21 protein-coding genes, 2 tRNA genes and 1 pseudogene are annotated in these 26,188 nt (G+C 45.0%); 19 read left to right on the forward strand and 5 right to left on the reverse strand.

Going from position 1 to position 26,188, the window contains the following annotated elements; all coding sequences use genetic code 11:
* Positions 1 to 93 precede the first annotated feature (93 nt).
* From CIK89_RS06665 to CIK89_RS06700, 8 genes and pseudogenes are all read left to right on the forward strand, one after another.
* Entirely contained in the window at positions 94 to 1,245 is a 1,152-nt protein-coding gene (locus CIK89_RS06665) for an SGNH/GDSL hydrolase family protein (protein ID WP_094390614.1), read from the forward strand.
* 740 nt (positions 1,246 to 1,985) lie between these two features.
* Complete coding sequence (locus tag CIK89_RS06670) at positions 1,986 to 2,207, forward strand: DUF6140 family protein (protein ID WP_040552952.1); 222 nt, start codon at positions 1,986 to 1,988, stop codon at positions 2,205 to 2,207.
* Between the two features lie 109 nt (positions 2,208 to 2,316).
* Positions 2,317 to 4,491, forward strand: coding sequence for a hypothetical protein (locus CIK89_RS06675; protein ID WP_144007368.1), 2,175 nt, complete (start codon positions 2,317 to 2,319; stop codon positions 4,489 to 4,491).
* A gap of 5 nt (positions 4,492 to 4,496) precedes the next feature.
* Entirely contained in the window at positions 4,497 to 5,087 is a 591-nt protein-coding gene (locus CIK89_RS06680; protein ID WP_094390616.1) for a DUF4112 domain-containing protein, read from the forward strand.
* Positions 5,088 to 5,346: 259 nt separating this feature from the next.
* Complete coding sequence (locus CIK89_RS06685; protein ID WP_094390617.1) at positions 5,347 to 5,973, forward strand: hypothetical protein; 627 nt, start codon at positions 5,347 to 5,349, stop codon at positions 5,971 to 5,973.
* A gap of 17 nt (positions 5,974 to 5,990) precedes the next feature.
* On the forward strand, positions 5,991 to 6,401 hold the full coding sequence (locus CIK89_RS13325; protein WP_144007369.1) for a hypothetical protein: 411 nt from the start codon (positions 5,991 to 5,993) through the stop codon (positions 6,399 to 6,401).
* A gap of 604 nt (positions 6,402 to 7,005) precedes the next feature.
* Positions 7,006 to 8,268, forward strand: a complete 1,263-nt coding sequence (locus CIK89_RS06695) for an ATP-binding protein (protein ID WP_094390618.1) — start codon at positions 7,006 to 7,008, stop codon at positions 8,266 to 8,268.
* Positions 8,269 to 9,047: 779 nt separating this feature from the next.
* Positions 9,048 to 9,257, forward strand: a pseudogene (locus CIK89_RS06700) (serine/threonine protein phosphatase); the annotation flags it as partial.
* 52 nt (positions 9,258 to 9,309) lie between these two features.
* Here CIK89_RS06700 and CIK89_RS06705 read toward each other — a convergent pair.
* The gene (locus CIK89_RS06705) at positions 9,310 to 10,488 is read right to left on the reverse strand and encodes an ATP-binding protein (protein WP_094390619.1); all 1,179 of its coding nucleotides are present in this window, start codon (positions 10,486 to 10,488) and stop codon (positions 9,310 to 9,312) included.
* A gap of 306 nt (positions 10,489 to 10,794) precedes the next feature.
* Positions 10,795 to 10,879 (reverse strand) — tRNA-Ser (locus CIK89_RS06710).
* 101 nt (positions 10,880 to 10,980) lie between these two features.
* Between CIK89_RS06710 and CIK89_RS06715 the strand changes: the two genes are divergently transcribed.
* A complete protein-coding gene (locus CIK89_RS06715; RefSeq protein WP_094390620.1) occupies positions 10,981 to 13,533 on the forward strand; it encodes an endonuclease MutS2 in 2,553 nt (850 codons plus the stop codon).
* Positions 13,534 to 14,313: 780 nt separating this feature from the next.
* Here CIK89_RS06715 and CIK89_RS06720 read toward each other — a convergent pair.
* Positions 14,314 to 14,387 (reverse strand) — tRNA-Thr (locus CIK89_RS06720).
* A gap of 694 nt (positions 14,388 to 15,081) precedes the next feature.
* Here CIK89_RS06720 and CIK89_RS06730 point away from each other — a divergent pair.
* The 10 genes from CIK89_RS06730 to CIK89_RS06775 all read left to right on the forward strand — a co-directional run bounded on the left by CIK89_RS06730 (position 15,082) and on the right by CIK89_RS06775 (position 24,733).
* Positions 15,082 to 15,609 carry a DUF4199 domain-containing protein gene (locus CIK89_RS06730; RefSeq protein ID WP_094390622.1) on the forward strand — a complete coding sequence of 176 codons (528 nt, stop codon included), beginning with the start codon at positions 15,082 to 15,084 and terminating at the stop codon, positions 15,607 to 15,609.
* Positions 15,610 to 15,646: 37 nt separating this feature from the next.
* Entirely contained in the window at positions 15,647 to 16,615 is a 969-nt protein-coding gene (locus tag CIK89_RS06735) for a glycosyltransferase family 2 protein (RefSeq protein ID WP_094390623.1), read from the forward strand.
* Between the two features lie 4 nt (positions 16,616 to 16,619).
* Complete coding sequence (locus tag CIK89_RS06740) at positions 16,620 to 17,159, forward strand: DUF6452 family protein (RefSeq protein ID WP_254046635.1); 540 nt, start codon at positions 16,620 to 16,622, stop codon at positions 17,157 to 17,159.
* Positions 17,110 to 17,805 (forward strand): DUF6048 family protein, encoded by a 696-nt coding sequence (locus CIK89_RS06745; RefSeq protein WP_094390624.1) that lies wholly within the window; start codon positions 17,110 to 17,112, stop codon positions 17,803 to 17,805. The genes CIK89_RS06740 and CIK89_RS06745 overlap by 50 nt, the downstream gene beginning before the upstream one ends.
* Positions 17,806 to 17,830: 25 nt before the next feature.
* Entirely contained in the window at positions 17,831 to 18,862 is a 1,032-nt protein-coding gene (locus CIK89_RS06750) for an FAD:protein FMN transferase (RefSeq protein ID WP_094390625.1), read from the forward strand.
* A 5-nt stretch (positions 18,863 to 18,867) separates the two neighbouring features.
* A complete protein-coding gene (locus tag CIK89_RS06755; RefSeq protein WP_094390626.1) occupies positions 18,868 to 19,572 on the forward strand; it encodes a Crp/Fnr family transcriptional regulator in 705 nt (234 codons plus the stop codon).
* 465 nt (positions 19,573 to 20,037) lie between these two features.
* Positions 20,038 to 22,098, forward strand: a complete 2,061-nt coding sequence (locus CIK89_RS06760) for a M3 family metallopeptidase (RefSeq protein WP_094390627.1) — start codon at positions 20,038 to 20,040, stop codon at positions 22,096 to 22,098.
* On the forward strand, positions 22,067 to 22,498 hold the full coding sequence (locus tag CIK89_RS06765) for a dCMP deaminase family protein (RefSeq protein WP_094390628.1): 432 nt from the start codon (positions 22,067 to 22,069) through the stop codon (positions 22,496 to 22,498). Before CIK89_RS06760 ends, CIK89_RS06765 begins: the two co-directional genes overlap by 32 nt.
* A gap of 1 nt (position 22,499) precedes the next feature.
* Positions 22,500 to 24,200 (forward strand): S41 family peptidase, encoded by a 1,701-nt coding sequence (locus CIK89_RS06770; RefSeq protein ID WP_094390629.1) that lies wholly within the window; start codon positions 22,500 to 22,502, stop codon positions 24,198 to 24,200.
* 5 nt (positions 24,201 to 24,205) lie between these two features.
* Positions 24,206 to 24,733 (forward strand): 5-formyltetrahydrofolate cyclo-ligase, encoded by a 528-nt coding sequence (locus tag CIK89_RS06775; RefSeq protein WP_094390630.1) that lies wholly within the window; start codon positions 24,206 to 24,208, stop codon positions 24,731 to 24,733.
* Here the strand turns inward: CIK89_RS06775 and CIK89_RS06780 are convergent, their stop codons facing one another.
* Positions 24,734 to 25,024 carry a DciA family protein gene (locus tag CIK89_RS06780; protein ID WP_094390631.1) on the reverse strand — a complete coding sequence of 97 codons (291 nt, stop codon included), beginning with the start codon at positions 25,022 to 25,024 and terminating at the stop codon, positions 24,734 to 24,736.
* Complete coding sequence (locus CIK89_RS06785; protein ID WP_094390632.1) at positions 25,017 to 26,132, reverse strand: DNA replication/repair protein RecF; 1,116 nt, start codon at positions 26,130 to 26,132, stop codon at positions 25,017 to 25,019. The genes CIK89_RS06780 and CIK89_RS06785 overlap by 8 nt, the downstream gene beginning before the upstream one ends.
* Between the last annotated feature and the right edge of the window lie 56 nt (positions 26,133 to 26,188).

The raw sequence follows: 26,188 nt of genomic DNA on the forward strand, positions 1-26,188 counted from the left end.
ATTACAGACCTTAAACAGGCATTTTGCGTAATATAAACTTTGCTGTCTAAGAAAAAATGAGTAGTTTTGCATCCTGATTTCACATAAACATTTATGACTCAACAGAAAGATAAATATACCAAATGGGTGGCATGCTGGGGTAATGCCACGTCCATCACAGACAGAAAAGAGTGTGTTTACGCCAAAGATATCACCCTGAGATACCCCGTAAGAGTTGTTTTCTCAGGATCTAAGATGCGCTTCCGTTTCTCAAATCTTACGGGTACGGAAGACGTTGCAATGACTAAAGCATACGTAGCAAAGCAAAATGAGAACTACGGTGCTGTACCTATAACATTCGAAGGAAATGCTTCGGTGGTAATAAAACCAGGAAAAGAGGTGGAGAGCGATGAAATAGCTTTCGACATCGAGGCTGGAGAGACGGTCGATGTGAGCATGTATTTCGCAGGCTTCACACAGATGAATGCAGGCACTCTAATTACCGGACCGCTCTCCAAGGGGAAGTATTCCTATGGAGATTTCGCCTCAGAGAAGGAACTTCCTATCGACTTGACGCGTAATACCAACTGGTTTTATTTCCTCAATACGATAGATGTGCTGACGGAAGAGAAAAATCATGCTCTCGTTTGCTTCGGTGATTCCATCACGGCACAGAGCTGGCCCGACTGGCTTGCTATCCGTGCATGGGAAAATGGTTTCCATAATGTGGCTATCATACGTCGTGCTGTAAGCGGAACAAGAATCCTCCGACAGTATGACTGCATCACATATCAGGCTTACGGACTGAAAGGTGAGACGCGTTTTCCTATTGAGATGAATGTAGCAGGTGCCAGTGCAGTAATCATTCAGCACGGTATCAATGACATCATACACCCTGTTGGTGTGGAGGTTAATCCATTCCGACCTTGGAGCGATATGCCTACTTGCGAAGAATTGGAATGTGGAATGGAGAACATCTATGTGAAACATGCCCGCAAACTGGGACTGAAAGTATGGAGTGGAACGCTGCTTCCTATCTTCGGATGGCGCACTTACAATGAGAAGCGTGATGAGATGAGGACTCGATTGAATGATTGGCTTCGCTCTTCCGACCTCTTTGACGGTTGTGTAGATTTCGATTTAGCTGTCCGCGACCGCAGTAATCCTGCATCTTTCGCTCCTGGCTTCGATTCTGGAGACCATCTGCATCCAAGCGAAACTGCTTACGCTGCTATGGCAGACTGTGTGCCTGAGGAGCTATTGTAAAATGGCAAAAAACGCGTACTGATGCAGTCACACGAATCTCGCAGATGATTTTTTTATTTTTATTGTGAACTGAATTTAGTATTCTATCTGGAATATGCTGTTGAATATATTGTATTTCATCTTCAATTTAATCTTCCCTCTTCATTTTTTCTCCTCCTATGTCAGATTTTGACGCATCCTGATTGTACTTTTGCCACAGAATTGACAATCATTCTATCTATAATAAGGTATGGATGCAGGAAGAAGGAGGGAGTGGAGTCCCTGAGATGTGAAATATAAGAGGAATCCATAAGATTTCTTGTTAAAAATTTGGTGGCTCATCAGATTTTTAATACATTTGCCATTGGTTAGTGACAGGGCAGGTGAAAGTCCTCGCTTGAAGTCGCTACGATGCAGAGAAACAAGATAATCTTGTGGACACGAGCAAACTATTCAGTTCTGTAAGTTGAAATCTGGTAAATTGAAACGTAGAAAGAACGCGAATCTGTTTGAGCGAGTTTACGCCGTCATAGGTGTGGATTCCTCTTTCGCATTTTCTTTTCTACGGGTTTTACCAGAGCCTAACTTACAAGGATGTGAAGAAAGTAGGGGTTCGCACCTTTCTTTTTTTTACTTATGGACCATTATGGACTTGTTTGGTTCGCAGATTTTCCTTATCTTTGCCCCTAAAAGTAAATGATTCGCTGTTTCGGCAGAAAAGCAGGAACAGTTATATATAAAGAACCTAAAACTGAATGCTTATGAGTAAGGTATTTCAAGTAAAGCCTAAGCGCCTCAAACGCTCTAACGGTACCGTCCTCACTCCCGATATGGTAGTGACCGTAACAACCATGCAGCACACCGCCACCCCTTTTTACAATGGAGCCAAGGAGGTGCAAGAAGCCTACATGCGCATCTATGCTTTCGATTATAAGAAAGCATGCTGCAATCCGAATGATTTCGAATTTAAGAAGTTGGACTAAATTTTTGCAGCCGAAATCGAATATATAACTATATAAGGTAATGTAACAATGAAAAAGAATAATCGTAGGTTGTGATAAAGAATAAATTAATATAAATACGATGAATAGTATGGCTGATAATCAAAAAGTATATCAGGCAATCAAGACGATTGCTGATGAGCTCTGCAAGGTGAATGAGACGTATCTTCGTGCAGATTTGGCTTCTGAACTGAAGAAGTATGGTATAGCTTCCGATTCCTCGGAGGTGAGTAAGTTGGTATTTGATGCCTACAGATATTTCCATGATTATGGCAATATCGCCATTGCTTTTGTTTCCAATAATTCACGTACAACCCTTGTGGCTGAATACAAGTTGAATGACAGTCTGGAACAGGGCAACAAGGAGGAGGCTTTGAAGATAGCTGAGACGGAACTGGCGTTGTCTTCATCTGCTTTGGAGCAGTTGAAAGAGCAAGTGGAATTGAACCTTAACTTGGTTCTTGCTAAGGGAACGTCGAAGATGGCTGATATTGTCATGGGCACGAATGGCGTGAAAGATGTAAGAAGTAAGGCGTCTACCATGTTTGATAAATATACCAAGATGGTGGAGGCTTATCACTATGCTGAGGATAGCGTTCGTGGAAACATCGAAGATTTTACTTCCTTGCGTAGTGATATCGGGACGGTTTATCGTGATTATGCCCTGAAACTGATTGATATCTATGGTGACTCTATTAAGATGGTTTCACCTGATCTGTTCGACTTCAAGCGAATAGAGTGGCTGGATGTGGACGAGATGCTTAAGTATGTGGAGCTGGAATATAATAAGCTCACGGAAAAATGTGCAGCTCTGATTGGTGAAATTTCTGATAGTTTCCGCACTTCTTTGCAGGGTTCTTTGCAGGCTTATAAGTCTTTGTCGAACGGCAACAAGTCATTGGGCTTGGCGATGGCAGGATTGACCATGCTCAAACACTATATGGGAGCAAGTGAACGCGCTAATCGATTGAAATCAGATTTGTCAGTTTTCCAGATGAGCGTGAAGCATGATGCCACTCGCATCAAGGCTGATATGGGACGATTGTTGGTGATCTGCAAAACGCTCAATGATGTGGTAATCCCGAAGGCGAATGTGTTCTTGCGCTATGGAGAAAAACTGTTGGCTTCTGACTTGAAGGCGACTCTTGATGCTTTGTATGCGGATGAGACTATTCGTCCATTAGAGGAGCAACGAAGAAGTCTGCTTCAGCAGATGAAGGCGATGGACATAGAAATGAACGATCATCTCCAGAACATCGATGTCTATACCTCGCTGATTAATGACATCACCGCTACCTTGGAGTCGAAGCATGGAAACTATCTGGAAGCCAAGGCGAAAGAACCTTCCAAACCTTTCTTCTTGGTCAACTGGATTACCTTAGGTATGGCCAACAAGAACTACTATCGTGACTTCGCTGAATGGAATGCTGTATGCTTCCCTCTTGTGAGAGAATACGAGAGCTATCAGGTAGATTTGAAGTTGGATAAGGAGGAATTGGAATCGCATCGTGAGGAACAAACCCGTATCAAAAATGAGTATGCCAAACTCTCCAGTGAACTGGATAAGGTTTCTAAGGAGATCAGAAACAAGATAGTTTGCTCTGATGAATTGAAGTTGAAGATGCTGAAACATCTTCGTGATATGGTTGCCATGTTGAAACTTGGTCGTGAAATCATGGAGAGCAAGATAGATGAGAAGTTGGTGCACACGGTCGAAATACCCGATTATAGGGAGGCCGCCAAGCTTCCTGCTGATGTGGAACAGAACCTTTCTCTGTTTACAGGAATGTTGGCAGACAATCTCCATGCCGACAAGGATATGGCTAAGAATCTGCTTGACGGAGTTGAAGCATACACGAAAGACCCTAAGAAGATAGAGGGTAAGACCGCACAACAGAACAAACCTGCAGAGTATAGCGAGGAAGACTTGGCGCAGTTAACTGGTGCTATGGAACAATCCTTACAGAAAGGTATCGCTCTGTTTGATAGTTTCGCTAAGCTCAAAGCGCAGCAACTCAACGGAAAGCTGGCTTCTGTAGCTTATGATAAGGAGTTGAAGAAACAAGCAGATGATTTTAAGCGTGAAATGGCTAAGATAGACAACAAGAGTGCTTATCTTCGTGAGGTGTTCAAGCGTATCAATCTGGCTGGTAGTGAGGAGAAACGTCAGCAAGCTATGGAGTTGATGAGCGACTTGAGCGGTTTTTCTCTTTCGGAACAGGAGTTCACGGAATTTATAAATGGTAAGAAACAAATAGAATTATAAGGCGTATGGAAAGTTCAAGAAGACAGCAAGCTCAGGCTGATTTGGGCATGGATTTCGCTAAGGAAGACCAAAAGCGAAAGGCGGCTCTTGCCAAAGAACAGGCGAGGGCTGATAAAAAAGCAGCAAAGCGTGAGAAGATGATGAATATGCCATCATATCGTCTGATGGTAGGTACGGCGAAGTATATGGACAAGTGGTTTTTGGATCCTATCCTTGGTTTCTTCCTTCCTGCCGGTATCGGTGATGTATTGTCGAGCGTGTTTGCGTTCCCATTTATCTATTACAGTCTTTGCGTGGTTAAGTCGATTCCGCTGACATTGGCTGTCATCTATAATATCCTGAAGGATGTGCTGATAGGAGCCATACCTTTCTATATTGGCGATATATTGGATGTGTTCAAGCGCTCGTATGTTGAAAACTTGAAGCTGATTACTGGCTATATCGAGGATGACAAGGAGATTATCAATAAGGTGAACGAGAAGGCATTCTGGACAGCTGTGGTTATCGCTGTGCTTTGCTGGTTGATTTATCTGATTATCTCATGGGCCATCAGTTTGAGCACTTGGGTTTATGATTGGATTGTTTCATTGTTCTAAAAAAGGATTGCTTATGTTTAGAGGAATGACAAAGTTTACCTGTGATAATTGTGGAAACAAATTCATGGGATGGGACTGTGAGTGGCGGTGTACAGTATATACCGCTCCTGTAAAATGCCCTAAGTGTGACAGTATGCACACTTATCCATCAAGTTATAATATAGCTTTTCCACTTGGCGGATTGTTTGGCTTGAAAAAGACTTTTTATCGAAAGATATGGAAAAGCATCGATGAGAGGAATAAAACTGACAAATAGCTTATGAGCAGTAACATTTTCTTTCAGCCTTTCGTTGGCAAGGATTATGCCAACGGAGGCATCTTTGGCAAGCGAATCATGATATTGGGCGAGAGTCATTATTGTGAAGAGGAATGTGCGGATTGTGGAGATTGCCGTCTGCATCAGGAGTGTATGGACTTTACGCAGCACGTGCTTGATGATTATCTCAATGAGAATAAGGAACGACAGAACTGGATGCGGACTTTCTTGAAGTTTGAGCGTTCGTTAGTGGGAGAGGAGACCAATCAAGCGATGAGGCTGAAAATTTGGAACTCGGTGGTATTCTTCAACTATCTGCAAGTGGCGATGGGTGGTCCTCGCGAGGCTGGTACTGCCGAACAATATCAACAGGCAGGCAAGGAATTCTTTGAGGTCATCGAAAAGTATCAGCCTGAGTACATCATCGTATGGGGCAAGAGGCTTTGGAACAATCTTCCTAATGTGCGCTGGCTCGATGGTGACGACATCGTAGTGGATGGTTATCCTGTTGCTACAGGTGCTTATCTTCTGAGTAATGGCAAGCAGGTGAAAGTGATGGCGGTGAATCATCCTTCCGTAGGTTACTCCTGGGACTATTGGTATCGGGTGATACAAAGATTTTTGGAGTAATAAGCAAAGAACGTGCTATGGACAATCGTGTGAAATTCTATAGTTGGCTGATAGGCCTCTTGGATAGTGCGCATCTTACCTTTGAGGAGATTGCTGATGAATGGAAGGAAGCCCATGCTAATCAGGATAACAATGTGCTGGACAAGCGTACCTTTCATCGTTATCGTGAAAATATCCAGTCGCAGTTTGGCATTACTGTGGAATGTAACAAGAGCGACGGCTATCGGTATTATCTGAAGCGTGATCCCGTGGATGACGATGATGTGACGGAATGGATGCTGAGTTCCCTACGGCTGGCTTCGTTAGGTGATATGCTGAAGTATCACAATAAGGTGATGCTCGATACGCCGCCATACAACACGGAATATCTGGATGATATTCTTTCTGCTACCCTCAAAACGAACCTGTGCATTTTTTGCACAGGTTGAGATCTCATCCAACTCCTCTACCTTATATATGTTTCTGATATGACGAACAATAGACGTTCTGTCTACCCCAAACAACTCAGCCATTTGGTTTTGAGTCAGCCATACAGTATCTTTTTCAAGCTTTACATTCAGTTCGACCTTTCCGTCTGCAGAACGATATATCTCTATTTTGTTTTCTTCCATATCAATAGTTGTCAGTCTTGTTTGTATAACTCCCATAGGCTTTTTGCCCATTCTTTCATTGTTTGTCGCAATGATTTTGGTTCCATCCTTTTCTCCATAGATACGGTAGTAATCAGAGCCTTCATCCAAAGCAATATATACCTTGCCCTGAAATTGGAAACCATTCACCTGCATGACAAGAGCCGCCATAGTGAAGTCTTCGCCATTGACATTCTTGACAATTTGGGTAGCATACATCTTAGAGATGCCCCAACTATTGATAACGTCTATCGGCGTTGTATGAAGAAAAAACTGCCTTGTAAGAGTTAAAAATGTGACCATTGACTCATTTTCTTGCCTTGAAATTTGCGTGTACAAAAGAATAAGGCTAACTTTGTGGTCGTTAATAATGTGTATTTACACAAAATAAACGAATAGAAATATGGAAATCCGTAGAGATAAATATCTAGATCTACTTATCCACAGTTGTGGGAATGGGTTGATAAAAGTGATAACAGGAATGCGCAGATGCGGCAAGTCATACCTGTTGTTCACCCTTTTCAAGAACTACCTCATAAAACAAGGAGTGAAAGAAGACCATATCATAGGGGTAAATTTGGAGAACCGACTGAATAAAAGTTTGAGAGACCCCGACGCATTACTTCACTACATAGATAGCCGTCTATCATCAGACGGTCAATATTATGTTATGCTGGATGAAGTACAGATGGTCAGCGAGTTTGAGGATGTATTGAACTCATTCCTAAGCATAAGCAATGTGGATGTGTTTGTTACCGGCTCTAATGCAAAATTTCTGTCTAAGGATGTCATCACTGAATTTCGTGGACGAGGAGATGAAATACACGTGCGTCCATTGACCTTCAGAGAAGTAGCAGATTTCCGTGATGACTATTCGCAAGATATGATTCGTGAATATATGCTCTATGGAGGATTGCCACAGGTCGTTTTAGAAAACGATGTCAACAAGAAGGTGAGTTATCTGGAACAGCAGATGGAGCATACTTATTTGCGTGACATAAAAGAGCGATATGAAGTTCGTCAAGATAGCGATTTGTCAGAACTAGTGGACATCATGGCATCATGTGTGGGTGGTCTGACCAATCCTCCAAAGATTGCAGACACTTTTAAAAGTGTAAAGCATAGTAGCATTTCGGTAGATACCATACGTCTCTACTTGGAATATATGGAGGATGCGTTCGTGTTGGAACGTGTTACTCGTTATGACATTAAAGGAAGAAAATACATAGATTCGCCGTTTAAGTATTACTTTGAGGATTTGGGACTGAGAAATGCCCGATTAGGATTTCGGCAAGTAGAACCAACGCATATGATGGAGAATATGCTCTACAACGAGCTTCGTGCTATTGGAATGAAGGTGGATGTAGGACAGGTGTTTACCGAAGTGAAAATCGAGAATGGATCCCGTCAGCGCAAGACGCTGGAAATCGATTTCGTCTGCAACCGTGGCTATGAGCGAGTATACATCCAATCGGCCTATGCGATGGAAACAGAAGAAAAACGAGATCAAGAACTGACCTCACTACGTAAACTTCGCGACGGATTTCGCAGAATCGTAATTGTAAACGGGCTACAACCTACCTACATGAATGAAGAAGGCGTGTATATTATAAATCTTATGGATTTTTTGCGCGACCCGGAGAAATACATGGAGGAGAGAGTATAAGATCACAATATTCTTAAACTAGTATTATTTTGTTATGTCTGAGTTCATCAAAGCCATCGGCATATTATAAGAATGAATTAAATGCCATCAAGAAGAGTGGAGCCCAACTTCAACCCGTGTACGAGGCGTTCTCCAATGCATGGGAGTCTATAAGAGATTCCATGGCGAACTCATGGCTCAATAGAACGGCAACCTTGGATAAGATTGATAAAAAAAAGTCCCGTAAATCTTGCGAGGCACTTTTATACAATTTTCGGCTTTATAGGCGCAAATAGTACAAAAAAATGTAGCGCAATGTAGCGCACTTGAATATCAGTGGTATATATAATTTTGCTACACGGAAAACAAGTAGCAACCATGTAGCACATAGGCAGCACAATGTAGCGCGAAATCTCGGATGAATTTTAGGCTTTTTTGTAGCGTAACCTTATATATAACTGAAATACAAGTATATAAAATTTTTAAGATTGAATAAAAAATGATTTTGATGGGTTCGGCAAGAGGGTTCGATTCCGAATATCTCCGCTCTTGATTTTGAGCTTTTACCCCTGGCATTTCAGACCTAAAGCCCTTCTTCACCCGTTTTGAAGTGCCAAATTCTATCTTGTAGCGTAAGTTTTTATAGGTAATGGAACTTTAACCTATTTTTAGATTTCCAGGGGAATTACTGGAAATTGGGCGATATTGACCCTAAATCAGTACCGCCCAGCTAATATTATCCATCCTTCAAAAGCCTACTCTGACAGGTTTTGTTCAACGAACTTGTCGAACATATCTTTGTTATGAGCCTTGATGAATCATCGGGAACCCATTGGGGCAATGCACCTCTAAGGAACAGAGTGTTTGAGATTAAGCCCAAGTATCACTTGTTTGGTCATGCACACGATGCTTTTGGCACAGAAAAGCAAGAAGGAATTGTCTTTTCGAATGCTGCCATGCTCGATGACAATTATAAATCTCGACGAAAAGGCAAACTTTTTATTTTATAACGAAGAAGCAGACATCTGGTAATACAATCAGCCAAATGTCTGCTTCCTTGCTTTAGTATAACAATCCAAAGCTCCACAAAGGTAGGAACTGTCCGCTTGCATATTCCGTATCATCACGGACGATGTAAGCGTTCTCCACGTCCTTTACCTGCTTCAGTCCTTTCTTCTTGCCACCCACCTCAAAGGTGTATTCACCAATCTGGAAGTCTGACACTTTGGAAGAGATCACTTCCTGGTTCAGTCTTGTCTGATTGAAGAAGAAGGTCTCGCGGACATTACCGATGTTGGCGTTCTCACCGGTCATGGTATATATCATATTGGTATTGTCAAGATATACCTTCTCGGTCTTGCCCAATCCACGCATACCACCTGTGCAATCACGGAGCTGTCCGATCATTCCTGCTTTCTCCATATACAGCAGGTAATTCGGAATATCGTTGCGACTAACCTTTATCTCATTGGCAAGGGATGATGCCTCTGGCTTGTAAGGAACATTGCTTGCGATGATGCCAAGCATACGGCGAAGTTTTCTGCCTGTTGTAGGTGTCATGTTGGCATACTGCGGTATGTCAACCTCCATGGTCAGACGGATTACCTGCTGAAGGCGCTGCTGGAAGTAGCCTTCGAGTGAGAAAGGATAATATCCCTCGCGAAGATACTGCTCGAACAAAGGAAGAGGATGCTCTACTCCTTCTATCTGTACCTTGCCCTCCAGGACTTCCTTTAAGGAACGTACTGGAGTCTTTATGCCATGGAACAGTTCAAGGAACTCACGGAACGAAAGACCCTGCATGTCGTTGAGAAGAACACGACGGCTAAGGTCGGCTTCACCTTCCAGAATATCCAGAACGGAGGAACCTGTGAAGAACACATGAAGTTTTGGATGGGAGTCGTAGATCTGCTTCAGTTCTGTCGACCATCCCTCGTACTTGTGAACCTCGTCGATGTAAAGCCATTCTCCACCCTCACGGACAAACTGGGCTGCAGTGTCTATGAGCGTGTGGGTTGAGAAATAACTGTGGTCAGCCGAAACATACAGGCTTTTATCCTGGATGTCCTCGGCTTGCTCCTTGATGTGCTGGAGAACCATTGTGGACTTTCCTACACCACGAGGTCCCATCAGACCGACAAGTCTTGCCTCCCATGGCAGCTTGTCATACATATAACGCTTGAAGTCAGTTGAAACGAGGTTCAGCTGTTCCTTCATAAATTCAGTCAATGTCAAATCCATAGTAGAATGTATTTAGATGCACCTTGAAAAGTGCAAGTTTAACCTCAATATGCACGATGGGAAGTGCAGATTAAAACACAATATGCACTCTCCAAGGTGCAAATTTAGCACTTTTGAGTTAAATAACCAAGAAAAATCATGTCAAAACACTTTGTTTTATAGAAAATTAGCATAGAAACTGTCAATACAGATTGACAACAGGTACTACCCCCTATAAATGATACTTTATAAGGCTTGATGATACCCTAATTTTTGGATGTAAAATTGGGTGTAAAAAAAAAACTCGCTGATTTTCAGCGAGTTTTGCGGAGAGAGAGGGATTCGAACCCCCGGTACCTCTCAGTACGCCGGTTTTCAAGACCGGTGCATTCGACCACTCTGCCATCTCTCCTTGGTCGAAAAGCGAGTGCAAAGGTACGGGTAATTTTTGAATTATGCAAATTTTTCAAGAACTTTTTTGCAAAATAGGGCAAAAATGAGTAATTTTGTGGCATGATTTACCCGAAGAACTTTGAAACCAAGATAGGTTTCGACGAAATACGCACACTGTTGAAAGGCCATTGTCTGAGTACTCTGGGCAAGGAGAAAGCCGATGAAATCGACTTCACTGATGATGCTGACACCATTAATGAATGGATGGAACAGGTGAGAGAATTCCGCCGATTGCAGCAGGAAACGGATTCGTTTCCCCTGAACTATTTCTTTGATGTCAGACAGTCGATAACCCGCATCCGATTGGAAAATACCCATCTGGAGGAGAACGAACTGTTTGATCTGCGCCGGTCATTGGAAACCATCTCGCTGATTGTGACATTCCTCAACAAGAATGAAGGTGACGAAGATAATCCGGAATATCCCTACCCTGCCCTTCATCGATTGGCAGAAGACGTACTGACTTTCCCCGCAATGATTCGTCGCATAGACTCTATCCTCGACAAATTCGGGAAAATCAAAGATTCTGCTTCTATGACATTGGCAGGAATACGCCATGAGTTGGCTCAGACCGAAGGTGGAATATCGCGTACCTTATATACTATATTACATGCAGCACAACGCGATGGTCTGGTAGATAAGGACGTGGCTCCTACCATGCGCGACGGACGATTGGTGATTCCCGTAGCACCGGGACTGAAGCGCCGCATCAAAGGTATCGTGCACGATGAGAGTGCTACTGGTAAGACGGTGTTTATAGAACCGACAGAGGTGGTGGAAGCCAATAACAAGGTGCGCGAACTGGAAGCAGCCGAACGACGTGAGATTATCCGCATCCTTACGGTATTTACTGCTGAGGTAAGACCTCACGTGCAGGAGATTCTCGACTCATACCAATTCCTGGCGCAGATAGACCTGATACGTGCGAAAGCCGAACTCGCCCAAGAGATGAATGCCTTTGAACCTCAGGTACAGTCGGAGCCTCATCTCGACTGGATCCGTGCCGTTCATCCGTTGTTACAACGCTCTTTAGCCCGACAAGACAAGAAGGTTGTTCCGCTCGACATCATTCTGACACGCGACAAGCGACTGTTGATCATCTCCGGTCCTAATGCCGGTGGTAAGTCTGTATGTCTGAAAACTGTAGGACTGTTGCAGTATATGCTGCAATGCGGTCTGTCAGTTCCGTTGAGTGAACGTTCCACGGTGGGTGTATTCCAAGACATCATGATTGATATTGGTGACGAACAAAGCATTGCCGACGACCTCTCAACCTACTCCAGCCATTTGCTCAATATGAAGAATATGATGCGTCAATCAAACGAACGCACCCTACTGCTCATTGACGAGTTTGGCGGTGGAACCGAACCAGCCATCGGTGGAGCCATTGCCGAAGCCGTACTGAAACAGTTCTGGAAGAAACAGGCATTCGGTGTGATTACCACTCACTATCAGAACTTGAAGCATTTTGATGAAGACCATGAAGGAGTGATCAATGGCGCCATGCTCTACGATCGCCATCAGATGCAGGCGCTGTTTCAGTTGTCAATCGGTCAGCCCGGTTCTTCGTTTGCCATCGAGATTGCTCGCAAAACGGGTATTCCGGAAGAAGTTATCAGCGATGCCAGCGATATCGTTGGTTCGGAATACATCCAGAGCGATAAATACCTACAGGATATTGTGCGCGACAAACGCTATTGGGAGGGCAAGCGCCAGACCATCCACCAGCATGAGAAATCGTTGGAAGGTCGCATTGCCAAATACGAAAGCCACATTGAAGAGATTGAACAAGAGCGCAAAGCCATTCTGCGTCGCGCCAAGGAGCAAGCCGAAGAACTATTGCGCGAAAGCAATAAGAAGATAGAGAATGCTATCCGAGAAATCAAGGAGGCACAAGCTGAAAAGGAGCGCACCAGACTGGTTCGTGAGGAGTTGAACGAATTCAAGCAACAGGTATTGGAGATTGACACTCGCGAGAAGGATGAGTTGATAGAGCGCAAAATGCGACAGATTCTGGAACGTCGCGAACGCAAGGCTAAGCGCAAACAGGAAAAGAAAGAACAGGCCGCCAATCCCACAGCAACGCCATCGCCTGTATTTACATCAGCAGGAAAACCGAAACAGGAAGCTCCCATCACCGTGGGAAGCAATGTCCGCATCAAAGGACTGAATACGGTAGGTAAGGTGGAGAGCCTGTCAGGCAAGAATGCCGTTGTCATCTTTGGCGACATGAAGACCAAGATGAAGCTGGAACAATTGGAACTTACTGACAAACTGAAAGAAGCGCCCAAGGCCGAAACTCCCCACGCTGCCTTAGTTGTGCAAACCTCGAAGATGACTCGTAGTACCATAGAAGACCGCAAACACAATTTTCATCAAGATATTGACGTAAGAGGTATGCGTGGTGACGAAGCCGTTGATGCCGTAATGCACTTCATCGACGATGCCATACTGGTGGGAATGTCGCGTGTGAGAATCCTACATGGTACAGGAACGGGAGTTCTTCGCCAACTGATTCGTCAGTATCTAAATACCGTGCCCAACGTGAAGAGTGCGAAAGACGAGCATGTGCAGTTTGGCGGTTCAGGCATTACTGTTGTGGATATAGATTAGACAAGCTATTTTTCCGCTTTTTCTCTTTAACGGTAATGACAATCGCGACAACTTAAACGGCAAAAATATAGTTTTCAAAAAAAATCGACCACTCGACCACCACTATAACATAATGCACTATCACGCAATGCTTTAAGTGGTGGTCAATGATTATATATTTACACATTTCGACCACACTTCGACCACCATCGACCACCAGAGAATATCTTGCCCATGTTTATCCGGACTATTGCCGATACCTGATAAAAATATTATCCAACGTTTGATAAAGGTATTATCCAATATTTGATAAAAGTATTATCCAACGTTTGATAAAGGTATTATCCAACGTTTGATAAAAGTATTATCCAACGTTGACAAGGGCGTTTTCAAACGTTTAGAAAGGATGTTTTCAAACGTTTAGAAAGGATGTTTTCAAACGTTTGGCAATAAATCTTTGGAACATTGCACAGAATTGCCGCGAAACGCCACGTACATTCTCAGCCAAATACACACAACAAAAACCTCGTTGTTACTTGGATTTCCCACAGAGATTGCACCATGTGCAACGAGTATTTAACAGATGTTCGATGCACGTAAAGATATAGTCATCTAACACCACTTAAGTCCGTGATCGTATGTCAATTACGACATCATGGTGTTCGATGTTAGCATTTGCAGACTCTCGCGTGTGCGCGTAAAAATATGGTAATCATAAAACGAGAACCCGTTGTGGCTTGAACACTTCAATATAAGAAAAGCAAAACGGACCTCCTGGCATGGAAGTCCGTTCATCATTTGAGCCTCTTGTCGGATTCGAACCAACGACCCCGAGATTACAAATCACGTGCTCTGGCCAACTGAGCTAAAGAGGCGGGTGGGCAAGCTGTCTGTATCGCGCCGCTACAACCAAGTACCTTTGCTACGTTCCCGTCCTGGAGGATTCCGAGGGAGCTGGCCGTACAGGACTTGCCCATTTTTATTGTTTGATTTTTGCCCTAATGGGCGAAATCGGGTGCAAAGGTACTAAAAAGTTTCCAAATAACAGGCATTAGTCGTGATGTTTTTTCGTTTTTAACACTTTTCTAAGCGTTTTTCTAAGTTTCTCCCCCACTTATCTACAACTTACGACTCTATAGTTGCCCGTATAGCAGAAATAAACAGAGACCGGTTGCCCCTCCTGTATTTCGCATGATTCACCACGACCACAAACCTACAGTCTTAGACTAACGGCACCTAACCTAAAGGTTTTCTTCCTCCTTGAAAGGCAGAGTTCAAGAGAACTTGACTCTGCTCTTTCTTCGTTCGTCAGTTCGGAAATAAAAGAAAAACGGGCTTTTTCTTTGTATTTCGCTCGGTTTGCACTACTCTGGGCTTGACAGCCCCAAGGTAGGCGGCACCTCGGAAATAAAAGAAAAACGAGCTTTTTCTTTGTATTTCGCTCGGTTTGCACTACTCTGGGCTTGACAGCCCCAAGGTAGGCGGCACCTCGGAAATAAAAGAAAAACGAGGTTTTTCTTTGTATTTCGCTCGGTTTGCACTACCTTTGCAAACGATATTCGAATATTGATGACACCACAGGAATACGTACAACTGAAAGCGTTTGCTCGCCAAGATGGCGCATTGCTTTCGCTCGTTATGATTGGGGCGTTCGCTTGCTATATAATAGGAATGACGCAACCGCTCCTCACGTTTGTCGCTTTGATGACCATTGCGGCTACACCTTTTTTCGTAGCCAGCCGTCTGCGCCACTATCGCGACTACGGCCGTCAAGGAAGGCTATCGTTTGGACTGGGCTACGCCTATAGCATCCTCACCTTTTTCTATGGCGGTTTGCTACTGACGGCTGCTACTTTCATATACTTTGCCTATCTTGACAATGGCTATCTGATAAGCCAGTTTACAGACATCCTGCAATCTCCAGAAAGCCAACAAGCCATGAAACTCTACGGCGTTGACCAAGAAATGAACGACAGTTTGCGCATATTGAGCGAACTGCGACCTATCGACTATGCCCTCAACGTGCTGTCGTCGGTCATTCTTTCAGGCTTCTTCTGGGGACTGCCCATTGCTCTGTTTATGCACAAAAAACAATAGAACACTATATACATACCAACATAAAAGAATAGAAAAAATGGATATTTCCGTAGTTATACCCTTATATAATGAAGACGAGTCGCTACCTGAACTCCACGCATGGATAGACCGCGTGATGGTGGCCAACAATTTCAGTTACGAGATTATCTTCGTCAACGACGGTTCTACAGACCGCAGTTGGGACGTAATCTGCGAACTGGCTTCTAAATCACAACACGTGAAAGGCATCAAATTCCGCCGCAACTACGGTAAGAGTCCCGCACTCTATTGCGGTTTCAAGGCTGCCCAAGGCGATGTTGTCATTACGATGGATGCAGACTTGCAAGACTCGCCCGACGAGATTCCAGGACTCTACCATATGATAATGGACGAGCACTATGACCTGGTGAGCGGTTACAAACAGAAGCGCCACGACCCACTTTCAAAAACTATCCCCACCAAACTCTTCAATGCCACGGCACGCAAGGTGAGCGGCATTAAGAACCTTCACGATTTCAACTGCGGGCTGAAAGCCTACCGCCGTGATGTGGTAAAGAACATAGAGGTGTTCGGCGAGATGCACCGTTTCATTCCCTATCTGGCAAAAAATGCCGGTTTCGACAAGATAGGTGAGAAAGTAGTACACCACCAGAAACGCCAGTACGGCAAATCGAAGTTTATGGGATGGAATCGTTTCGTCAACGGTTACCTTGACTTGATGACCCTTTGGTTTCTTGGAACATTCGGCAAAAAGCCGATGCACGTATTCGGTTTCTTGGGCACACTCGTCTTCATGATAGGATTCATATCAGCCTTCATTATCGGAGCCGAGAAACTCTGGGCACTCTATTGCCACATACCCATGCGATTGGTTACCGACTCACCATTCTTCTACATCGCTCTGACGATGATGATGATTGGTACACAACTGTTCTTGGCTGGATTTCTGGGCGACCTCATCAGCCGTAACAGTGCAGGAAGAAACGACTATCAGATAGAAGAAGAAATAAAAATTGAGCAAGCGTAAAACCATGCAACAGAAGCAACACAATATTCTGAAATACTGTAAGCAAGGCAGCCTCTACTGGCTACCCTGTCTGTTGGTCGCTACTCTACTGGCTATCGCAGGTTGCTCGTCTATCGACTGTCCGGTACAGAACCGTGTATATACGGTCTATAGTCTGAAGAAAGCCAACGGAACAGCCGACACTCTGAAGGTCGATACCCTATCCATCTGCAGCCGACGCGCCGACGGACGCGACACAATACTACAGAACCGCATCACCGGAGTAACTACGTTCGACCTCGACATCAGTTACATCAACCCCATCGATACACTCCACATGACACTCCTCGACACGATGGGCAATACCTATCGCGACACGATCTGGGTGGAAAAGAGCAACCAACCACATTTCGAATCGGTAGATTGCCAGATTTCCTACTTTCATACTATCCTGTCGGTGAAGTCAACACACCACATCATCGACTCGTTATCCATCAACAATTCCCAAGTCAACTATGACGCATCGAAAGAACATTTCCACTTATATCTCAAGGATCGCTATTAGTCTTCTGCTGATTGTGGCAGCCACCGGCAACGGTAGGGCTCAACAGAAAAACATCATCATACCGGAAGACTCGATACCGATGTTCAGGGGATTTGCCGTTTCCTTCGACCTCGTTGGCCCTGCCATGTTGGCACTCAGCGACCATGGCGAATACGAAGGAGCATTCCGACTGAATCTCCACGACCAATGGTTTCCCATCGTAGAGGTGGGTTACGGTAAAGCCAACCACGAGAACGATGAGGTGACGGGCATTACCTACAAGACCGGAGCACCCTACTTCCGCATCGGTATGGACTGGAATCTGCTGAAGAAGAAACATGGCCCCAATCGTCTGTATGGCGGTTTCCGCTATGCTTTCACCTCTTATAAAGTAGATATAATGCGAGGCGAAATGGACGACCCCGTATGGCAAGGAAGTAATATCGTTGACATCCAAGACATGCAATGTTCGCAACATTGGCTGGAAGCAGTATTCGGCATTGATGCTAAAATCGCCGGTCCCATCCATCTGGGATGGAATGTACGCTACAAACGACGCATAGCCCACAACGACGGAACAGCAGGACAAACCTGGTATATTCCTGGTTTCGGCACCTATGGCGACACTCGAATTGCCGCTAATTTCAACGTGATTATCGACATTTAAAACAATACAAACTATCCCTGAAACCATGTCTGCAAAAAACAAGAAACGCCTGATTTGGCAAATACCATTCCTCGCCGTACTCATCATCGGCACCGTGCTGATTATTCGGCAACAGCAAAACGTGCCCTACCTCACCAATAAAGGTTTTATATTCGGCACTACTTACAGCATCACCTACCAGTCGGATCAAGACTACGAAAAGGAAATACTTGCAGAACTCAACAAGGTTGACGCAGCCCTGTCGATGTTTAACAAGAGCTCCATCATTTCCAATGTCAACAACAACAAGGACATGAAGGTCAACAACATGTTTCTTGAAGTATTCAATCTGGCACAAACTATATCAGAAAACACCGAAGGAGCATTCGACATCACCGTAGCGCCACTGGTCAACGCATGGGGGTTCGGCTTCAAAAGTGGAAACATGCCCACCCGCCATCAAGTAGATTCCATCCTGCAGTTCATAGGCTACAGAAAGGTTTCTATCGACCACATGAAAGTGAAAAAAGCCGACCCTCGACTGATGCTCGACTGCTCTGCCATTGCCAAAGGCTACGGAGTGGATGCCGTGGCAAGACTGTTGAAGAAAAAAGGCGTGAACAACTTCACGGTAGAGATAGGTGGCGAGATTGCCACACGTGGTGTCAGCGCACGAAGAGCACCATGGCGCATCGGGGTGGTAAAACCAACGGAAGACTCTTTGCTCTACAACAACGAATACCAAACAATCCTCAATTTGAGCGATATTGCCATGGCCACCAGCGGCAACTACCGCAACTTCTATTACAAAGGCGGCAGAAAATATGCACACACCATCGACCCAAAAACGGGATATCCTGTACAGCATAGTCTGTTGTCGGCTACCGTACTTGCCAACACCTGTGCTGAAGCGGATGCCTATGCCACAGCATTTATGGTGATGGGGATGGAAGGGGCTAAGCAGATACTGGAAAAGGAAAAACAGCTGATGGCCTACTTCATCTATACAGACGAAAAGGGAAAAATTGCTGTATGGTACTCACCTGAGATGAAAAACAAAATAGAGCAACTACCCTAAGCAACATGCCCGCCATACACCTCTACGATAAACTGTTACAATTTCCCCTGTTCCAAGGCATGGGCCATTCGGAACTCATGGAGGTTGTGGCACACACACGTATCGGATTCCATAAATATCCCGCAGAGAAAACACTATGGACTGCTGGAAGCCGATGCGAACAATTGGTGTTTCTCATCAACGGGCAATTGCAGTCAGAACACTTTTCCGGTCCACGACCCTGTCGGGTTATCGAACAACTATCTGCACCCTATGTGCTTGAACCCGAACGACTCTATGGTGTGGAACAACACTACCAACACACCTACTCCACGCTGACCGACACCAATATCCTTACCATCGACAAAGCAGAAGTGCGTCTGCTGATGGAAACACAACTGGTGTTCCGCCTCAACTATGTCAATCTGCTTGCCACCACCTGCCAGCGGTACGACAACCGAACACGTCAATCGGCACCAAAAGATCTTCGCGAACGACTCATTCGCTATTTCTTCTCACAATGTCAATACCCCGCAGGCCCCAAAACGTTCCATATCCTCATGCGACAGTTGGCAGAAATGATTGACGCCAGAGTGCGCGACATCTCACAAACGCTCAACCAAATGCAAACGGAAAACCTACTCTCCCTTCATCGAGGCCGCATCGTCATTCCCTTGATAGAAAGACTTCTGATGTGGAACACGACCGCTACAGAAGGGAATGACCTTTGAAACAAAAATACATCATCATAACGACAGTTTACAACAGAAGGTTGGTAAGAAGCCTAACGGCATCATGATAACATAAAAACGTTATATCAAGGAAATGTCTCCCAACAAGCTCCCATAATCAAGCAAAATATTGGGACTTACATGGGACTCACATGGGACTCACATGGGAAATACTATATAGGCAGAAAGCTGATTATAAACAGAAAGCATCCCGAACACATCCCGAACACATCCCGAAGGAAAAATACTGTATTTGATATTGGAAAAACGCCAATAGATTTCTACATGGATAAGTCTTGTGAAGGGCATTTTGAAGCGTATGATACTCCCGCTTATCAACCACAAAAAATTGTCAAGACAGCCAGACACGATAATTTGTAGTATATTTTAATTTCAATTAACGCGTTTTCTTTCGTTGTATGCTACATATTTCGTATCTTTGCACCTTGATAAATTAACGTTAGTATGAGTGAACATCAGAATCCATTTTTAGTACCCTACAATACTCCACACGATACTGTGCCCTTCGATAAAATCAGACTTGAAGACTACGAAGAGGCATTCATGGAAGGAATACGCCGTGACAACGAGCAGATTGACAAAATCATCAATAATCCAGAGAAGCCCACTTTCGACAACACCATCGTCACCAGCGATGAAGACAAAGAGGGCTACTACGACCTGTTGGGACGTGTCTCTGCTGTATTTTTCAATCTGATGTCGGCTGAAACCAACGACGAGATGGATGCGTTGGCACAAAAGTTGCAACCTATTCTGACACAACACTCCAACGACGTGCGACTCAACCCACGCCTCTTTGAGCGCATCCGTCAAGTGCATCTGCACCACAGACGTCTCACCGATGAGGAGCAGCGTTTGCTTGACGACTGTTATGACGGGTTTGTACGGAGTGGTGCACTACTCGACGAACAAGGCAAGGAACGTCTGCGCAAACTCACAGAAGAGGCTTCTATGCTCTCTTTGCAGTTTTCACAAAACCTGCTGAAAGAGAATAAAGCCTTCACACTCCATATCACCGATGAGCAACAGCTCGACGGACTACCCGATACCGCACGGGAGGCTGCCGCACAAACGGCCAAGGAAATGGGAAAAGAGGGATGGGTATTTACCCTCGACTTTCCATCCTACTCACCGTTCATGACCTATTCCACACAACGCGACCTGCGCAAACAGATGTATATGGAGCGTAATACCGTGTGCACCCACAACAACAGCGAAAACAATATAGACATTTGCAAACGCCTTGTTAATCTGCGTCGCGAAATAGCCCAACTGCTGGGATTCAAAAACTATGCAGACTATGTATTGAAACATCGCATGGCATCCAACGTGAGAAACGTATATCGACTGCTTGACGACTTGATTGACGCTTACCGCCCAACAGCCATCAAAGAGCGCGACGAACTCATCAAAATGGCACATAAGGATGTAGAAAAAATGATGCCATGGGATTCCGGATTCTATTCACATAAGTTGCAGATGAAGCGCTACAACCTCGACGCCGAGATGTTGCGCCCCTATTTTGAACTCTCAAAGGTGATAGAAGGTGTATTCGGACTCGCCAATAAACTCTACGGCATCACTTTCCGCGAAAACAAAGACATTCCCGTCTATCATCCAGACGTAAAAGCCTACGAGGTGTTTGATAACGACGGAAGCTATCTCGCCGTATTCTATGCAGATTTCCATCCCCGCAAAGGCAAGCAGGGTGGCGCATGGATGACCGAATACCAAGGACAATGGATCACACGAAAGGGCGAGAACGTACGTCCACATGTCAGTGTGGTGATGAACCTCACCAAGCCCACAGATGATAAACCAGCCTTGCTCACACTGGGCGAGGTAGAAACCTTCCTCCACGAATTTGGGCACTCGCTCCACGGCATGTTTGCCAACACTCGCTTCGAAAGCCTGTCTGGTACCAATGTGTGGTGGGACTTTGTAGAACTGCCTTCACAGTTCATGGAGAATTATGCAGTAGAGAAAGACTTCCTCAGCACCTTCGCATTCCACTACAAGACCGGCGAACCAATGCCCGACGAACTCATCCGACGCATCAAGAAAAGCCGGAACTTCATGGCAGCATCGGGATGTCTGCGACAAGTATCGTTCGGATTGCTCGACATGGCATACTACACACAGCGCAAGCCCTTTGACGACGATATTCTGACGTTCGAGAAAAAAGCATGGAAGAAAGCCATTATCGGCACCCAACTGCCAGACACCTGCATGACAGTACAGTTCTCACACATCATGGCAGGAGGTTATGCAGCCGGATACTATAGTTATAAATGGGCAGAAGTACTCGATGCAGACGCCTTCGCCGTATTCAAAAAGCATGGCATTTTCGATAAGCAGACCGCACAAAGCTTCCGAGATAATATTCTGTCAAAAGGTGGAACAGAACACCCCATGACACTCTATAAACGCTTCCGTAAGGGAGAACCCACCATCGACGCATTACTGAAAAGAAATGGAATCAAACGAGAAACAAAGAAAGCTTGACCTCCGCTATCTGAGGATGGCAGGCATCTGGGCCGAGAACTCCTACTGCCAACGCAGGCAGGTAGGCGCACTTGTGGTGAAAGAAGGTATGATCATCAGCGACGGCTATAATGGAACGCCAAGCGGATTTGAGAATGTCTGTGAAGATGACAACAACGTCACCAAGCCTTATGTGCTCCATGCCGAAGCCAATGCCATTACCAAACTGGCACGGTCGTCAAACAATTCCGACGGTGCCACCATCTATATCACAGCCTCACCATGTATCGAGTGTGCTAAACTCATCATCCAGGCAGGCATACGCCGCGTGGTCTATGGTGAAAAATACCGCCTGACAGACGGTATAGACCTATTGGAACGCGCCGGAATAGAAACAACATACCTCAATCCCAACGAATAAGATGAAAGAGAAAAAGACTAACCGATTCCTACCGCTTCTCATGGCGCTCAGCGTCATTGTCGGTATTCTCATAGGCACATTCTATGCCAACCACTTCTCAGGCAACCGTCTGAGCATCATCAACTCCAGCAGCAACAAGCTCAACAACCTGTTGCGAATCATCGACGCACAATATGTAGATTCCGTTGACGTCAACGATTTGGTGGAGAAAGCCTTGCCTCAGATTCTGGCAGAACTCGACCCCCACTCCATCTATATCTCAGCAAAAGACATGCAGATAACCAACGATGACCTAAAAGGCTCATTCTCTGGTATCGGTGTAGAGTTCACCATCCGACAGGACACCCTGCATGTTCAACAAGTCATTGGCAACGGACCGGCAGAAAGAGCTGGCGTCATTGCAGGCGACAAGATTGTGATGGTAGATGGCAAACCCTTCACAGGGAAAACCCTGACCAACGAAGAAGCCATGCACAGACTGAAAGGCCCAAAAGATACGAAAGTAAAACTCGGTATCCTGCGCTATGGCGAAAAGAAGATACGCAACATCGTTGTCACACGAGGAGAGATTCCTACCAAGAGCGTGACTGCCACCTATATGCTCAACGATAAGACAGGCTACATACGTATCAAGAACTTCGGCGAGAACACCTATGCAGAACTGCTCATCGCACTGGCACAGCTCTCCCAACAGGGATTTGAGAACCTGACCATTGACCTGCGTGGAAATACTGGCGGCTATCTGGAATCTGCCGTACAGATTGCCAACGAATTTATGCCCAAGGGCCGACTCATCACCTATATGGAAGGACGCAAATCACCACGCAAGGAGTTCAGAAGCGATGGCCGCGGTAGTTATCAGCACATTCCACTCGTAATACTCATCGACGAAGGATCGGCCTCTGCCAGCGAGATTCTTGCCGGTGCCATACAAGATAATGACCGTGGTACGATCATAGGCAGACGCTCATTCGGTAAGGGACTGGTACAACAACCTATCCCATTCTCAGACGGTTCCATGGTCCGACTTACCATTGCTCGCTATTACACCCCGTCAGGTCGTTGCATCCAGAAGCCATACGTGGCAGGCGACAATAGCGACTACGAAGATGACATGCTGGCAAGATACAAACACGGTGAGTTCTTCTCACAAGACAGCATCAAACATTCAGGACGTGCCTATACTACACGCATCGGTCGAGTGGTTTACGGTGGTGGTGGAATCACCCCCGACATCTTTATTGCAGAAGATACTACCGCATACACCTCTTATTATAAGGCAGCATCCATGACAGGACTCATCCTGCAGTTTGCCTATAACTACACAGACAACAACCGCCAAAAGCTCAACGAGTTTACCACATCAGAAGAATTGGCAAAATATCTCGTCAAGCAGAATACCGTAGAACAGTTTGCTGCCTTTGCAGACAAGAGCGGACTGAAACGTCGCAACCTGATGATTAAACGCTCTCACAAACTTCTGGAACGCTATATCAATAGCCGCATCATCTATAACATGATGAACGAAGAAGCATGGCTGAAATATCTCAATGCAGACGACCCTGCCATCATCGAGACGCTACGGGTGTTCCATGCCAACAAGGCTTTCCCCAAAGCTCCCGCAAAGGCTGCCAAGAAGAAGACAGCAGTACTGCTGGGTAGAGGATATGGCTTAGCACGAGGAAAACGTCTATTGGCATAGTACTTATGATGACCAAACAAGACATACGGAAAATGCTTCGTCGCGGTGGACAACAAGGTTCACCCGACGAAGCATTTGCTTTACAGCAAGCATTAGACGGTAATAAACTTCTCCGCAATGCACAAATTGTAATGGCCTATTGTGCGCTCCCCGACGAAGTGCCCTTAGAACCACTCTTCCAGAAATGGATTGACGAAGGAAAAAGTATCCTATTGCCTCGTGTAGTCAGCGGCACTACATTGCAGATACACCACTACACAGCCCCCAATCAACTGGAAGTCGGGGCTTTCGGCATTATGGAACCAACTGGTGAAATTTTCACGGACTATGCTAAAATTGACGTCGTAATAGTACCAGGAATGGCATTCGACAAACAAGGGCATCGGTTAGGACGCGGTAAAGGCTACTACGACCGATTCCTTTCACTTTGTCCACAAACTTATAAAATAGGAATCTGCTATCCACATCGACTTCTTGACCAAGTGCCAGTGGATGCCCACGACATCCTGATGGATGCAATTATGACAATATAGTCAACTAAAACGAATATCAATTATCACACGCTCGCCTACTGCATCATTCAATCGTTGCACCAACACCTGCCGTTGCATCGACAAATCTGCACGCAAGGCAGGATTTGACAAACGAACAAACAACGTCTGGTTGTATATATATGTTTCAGTAGTATAACGCGCAATAACAGGTCCTGCCACCGTAGGCCAAGCCTCTACCAAGCGTTTCTGAAGGATGGGAGTCTCTAATCCTTGTTTGTGCAACACCTTCAGCAATACATCATGCAAAGTTTCTGTCTGTCTTCTAAACATGGGCTGTCAATAGTTTGATATTACCATTATCCACTTCAAACATACGGTAGTCACTTGCTGTTGATCCAACGATGGCATCCAAATGTGTGCGGTTTGTATCTGTTACAAATATCTGACCGAAAGCATCCCCAGACACCAATCGCACAATCTGTTCCACACGTCCTGCATCTAATTTATCAAAGATATCATCAAGCAAGAGTAAGGGTGTTGTATGAGATGCTGTACGCTTGAGCAGTTCAAACTGAGCCAGCTTTAGGGCAATGACATACGTTTTGTGTTGCCCTTGCGACCCCTCACGTTTCATGGGTCTGCCTCCAAGCGTAAAGATCAAATCATCACGATGCACACCATGCAAAGAATAGCCCACGGCAAGGTCTTTTGCACGATCACGAGAGATGACATCCAACAAGGGACCACGCTGTCCATGTGAGAGATATTCCAATCCAACATTTTCACAACCTGAGGAAATCTGTGTATAAAACTGTTGAAACAGCGGTTGTATCTCTGTCACAAAAGCCGACCTTCGGCGATAAATCTCTTCTCCTGCTTCAGCCATCTGTTCCTCCCAGATTTGCAATAACGTCGGATCCGGCCCTGGATTTTCCTGTTTCAACAATATGTTGCGTTGCTGTAATGCATTATTGTAGTTTGTCAATAGTGTCATATACTGCCGGTCATACTGCGAAATAACAAGATCCATCAACTTACGTCGTTCCTCCCCTCCTCCATCAATCAACAAGGTATCGGAAGGCGAAACGACAACAATGGGAATCAATCCAATATGTTCAGAGAGTCTCTTATATTCCTTTTTATTGCGTTTGAAATGTTTCTTCACACCACGTTTCAAACCGCAGTAAATATGTTCTTCGTTTTCATGTTCATCATCATACGTACCCTCAACAACACAAAAAGGTTCGTCGTGACAGATGACCTGCGAGTCAATAGGGTTATTAAGTGAACGGCAAAAAGAAAGATAATATACCGCATCGAGCACATTCGTCTTACCAGCGCCATTGTGTCCGATGAAGCAATTCATCTTCGGAGAGAGATCAATAGAAGTCTCCCGAATGTTCTTATAATTGATGATGGAAAGTTTTCTGAGTATCATTTATGGTGCAAAGTTACACCTTTTATCAGTCAAAAACGAAAAAAGTCTATAAGAAA

Source organism: Prevotella sp. P4-119 (assembly GCF_002251345.1).
Classification (GTDB): Bacteria; Bacteroidota; Bacteroidia; order Bacteroidales; family Bacteroidaceae; genus Prevotella.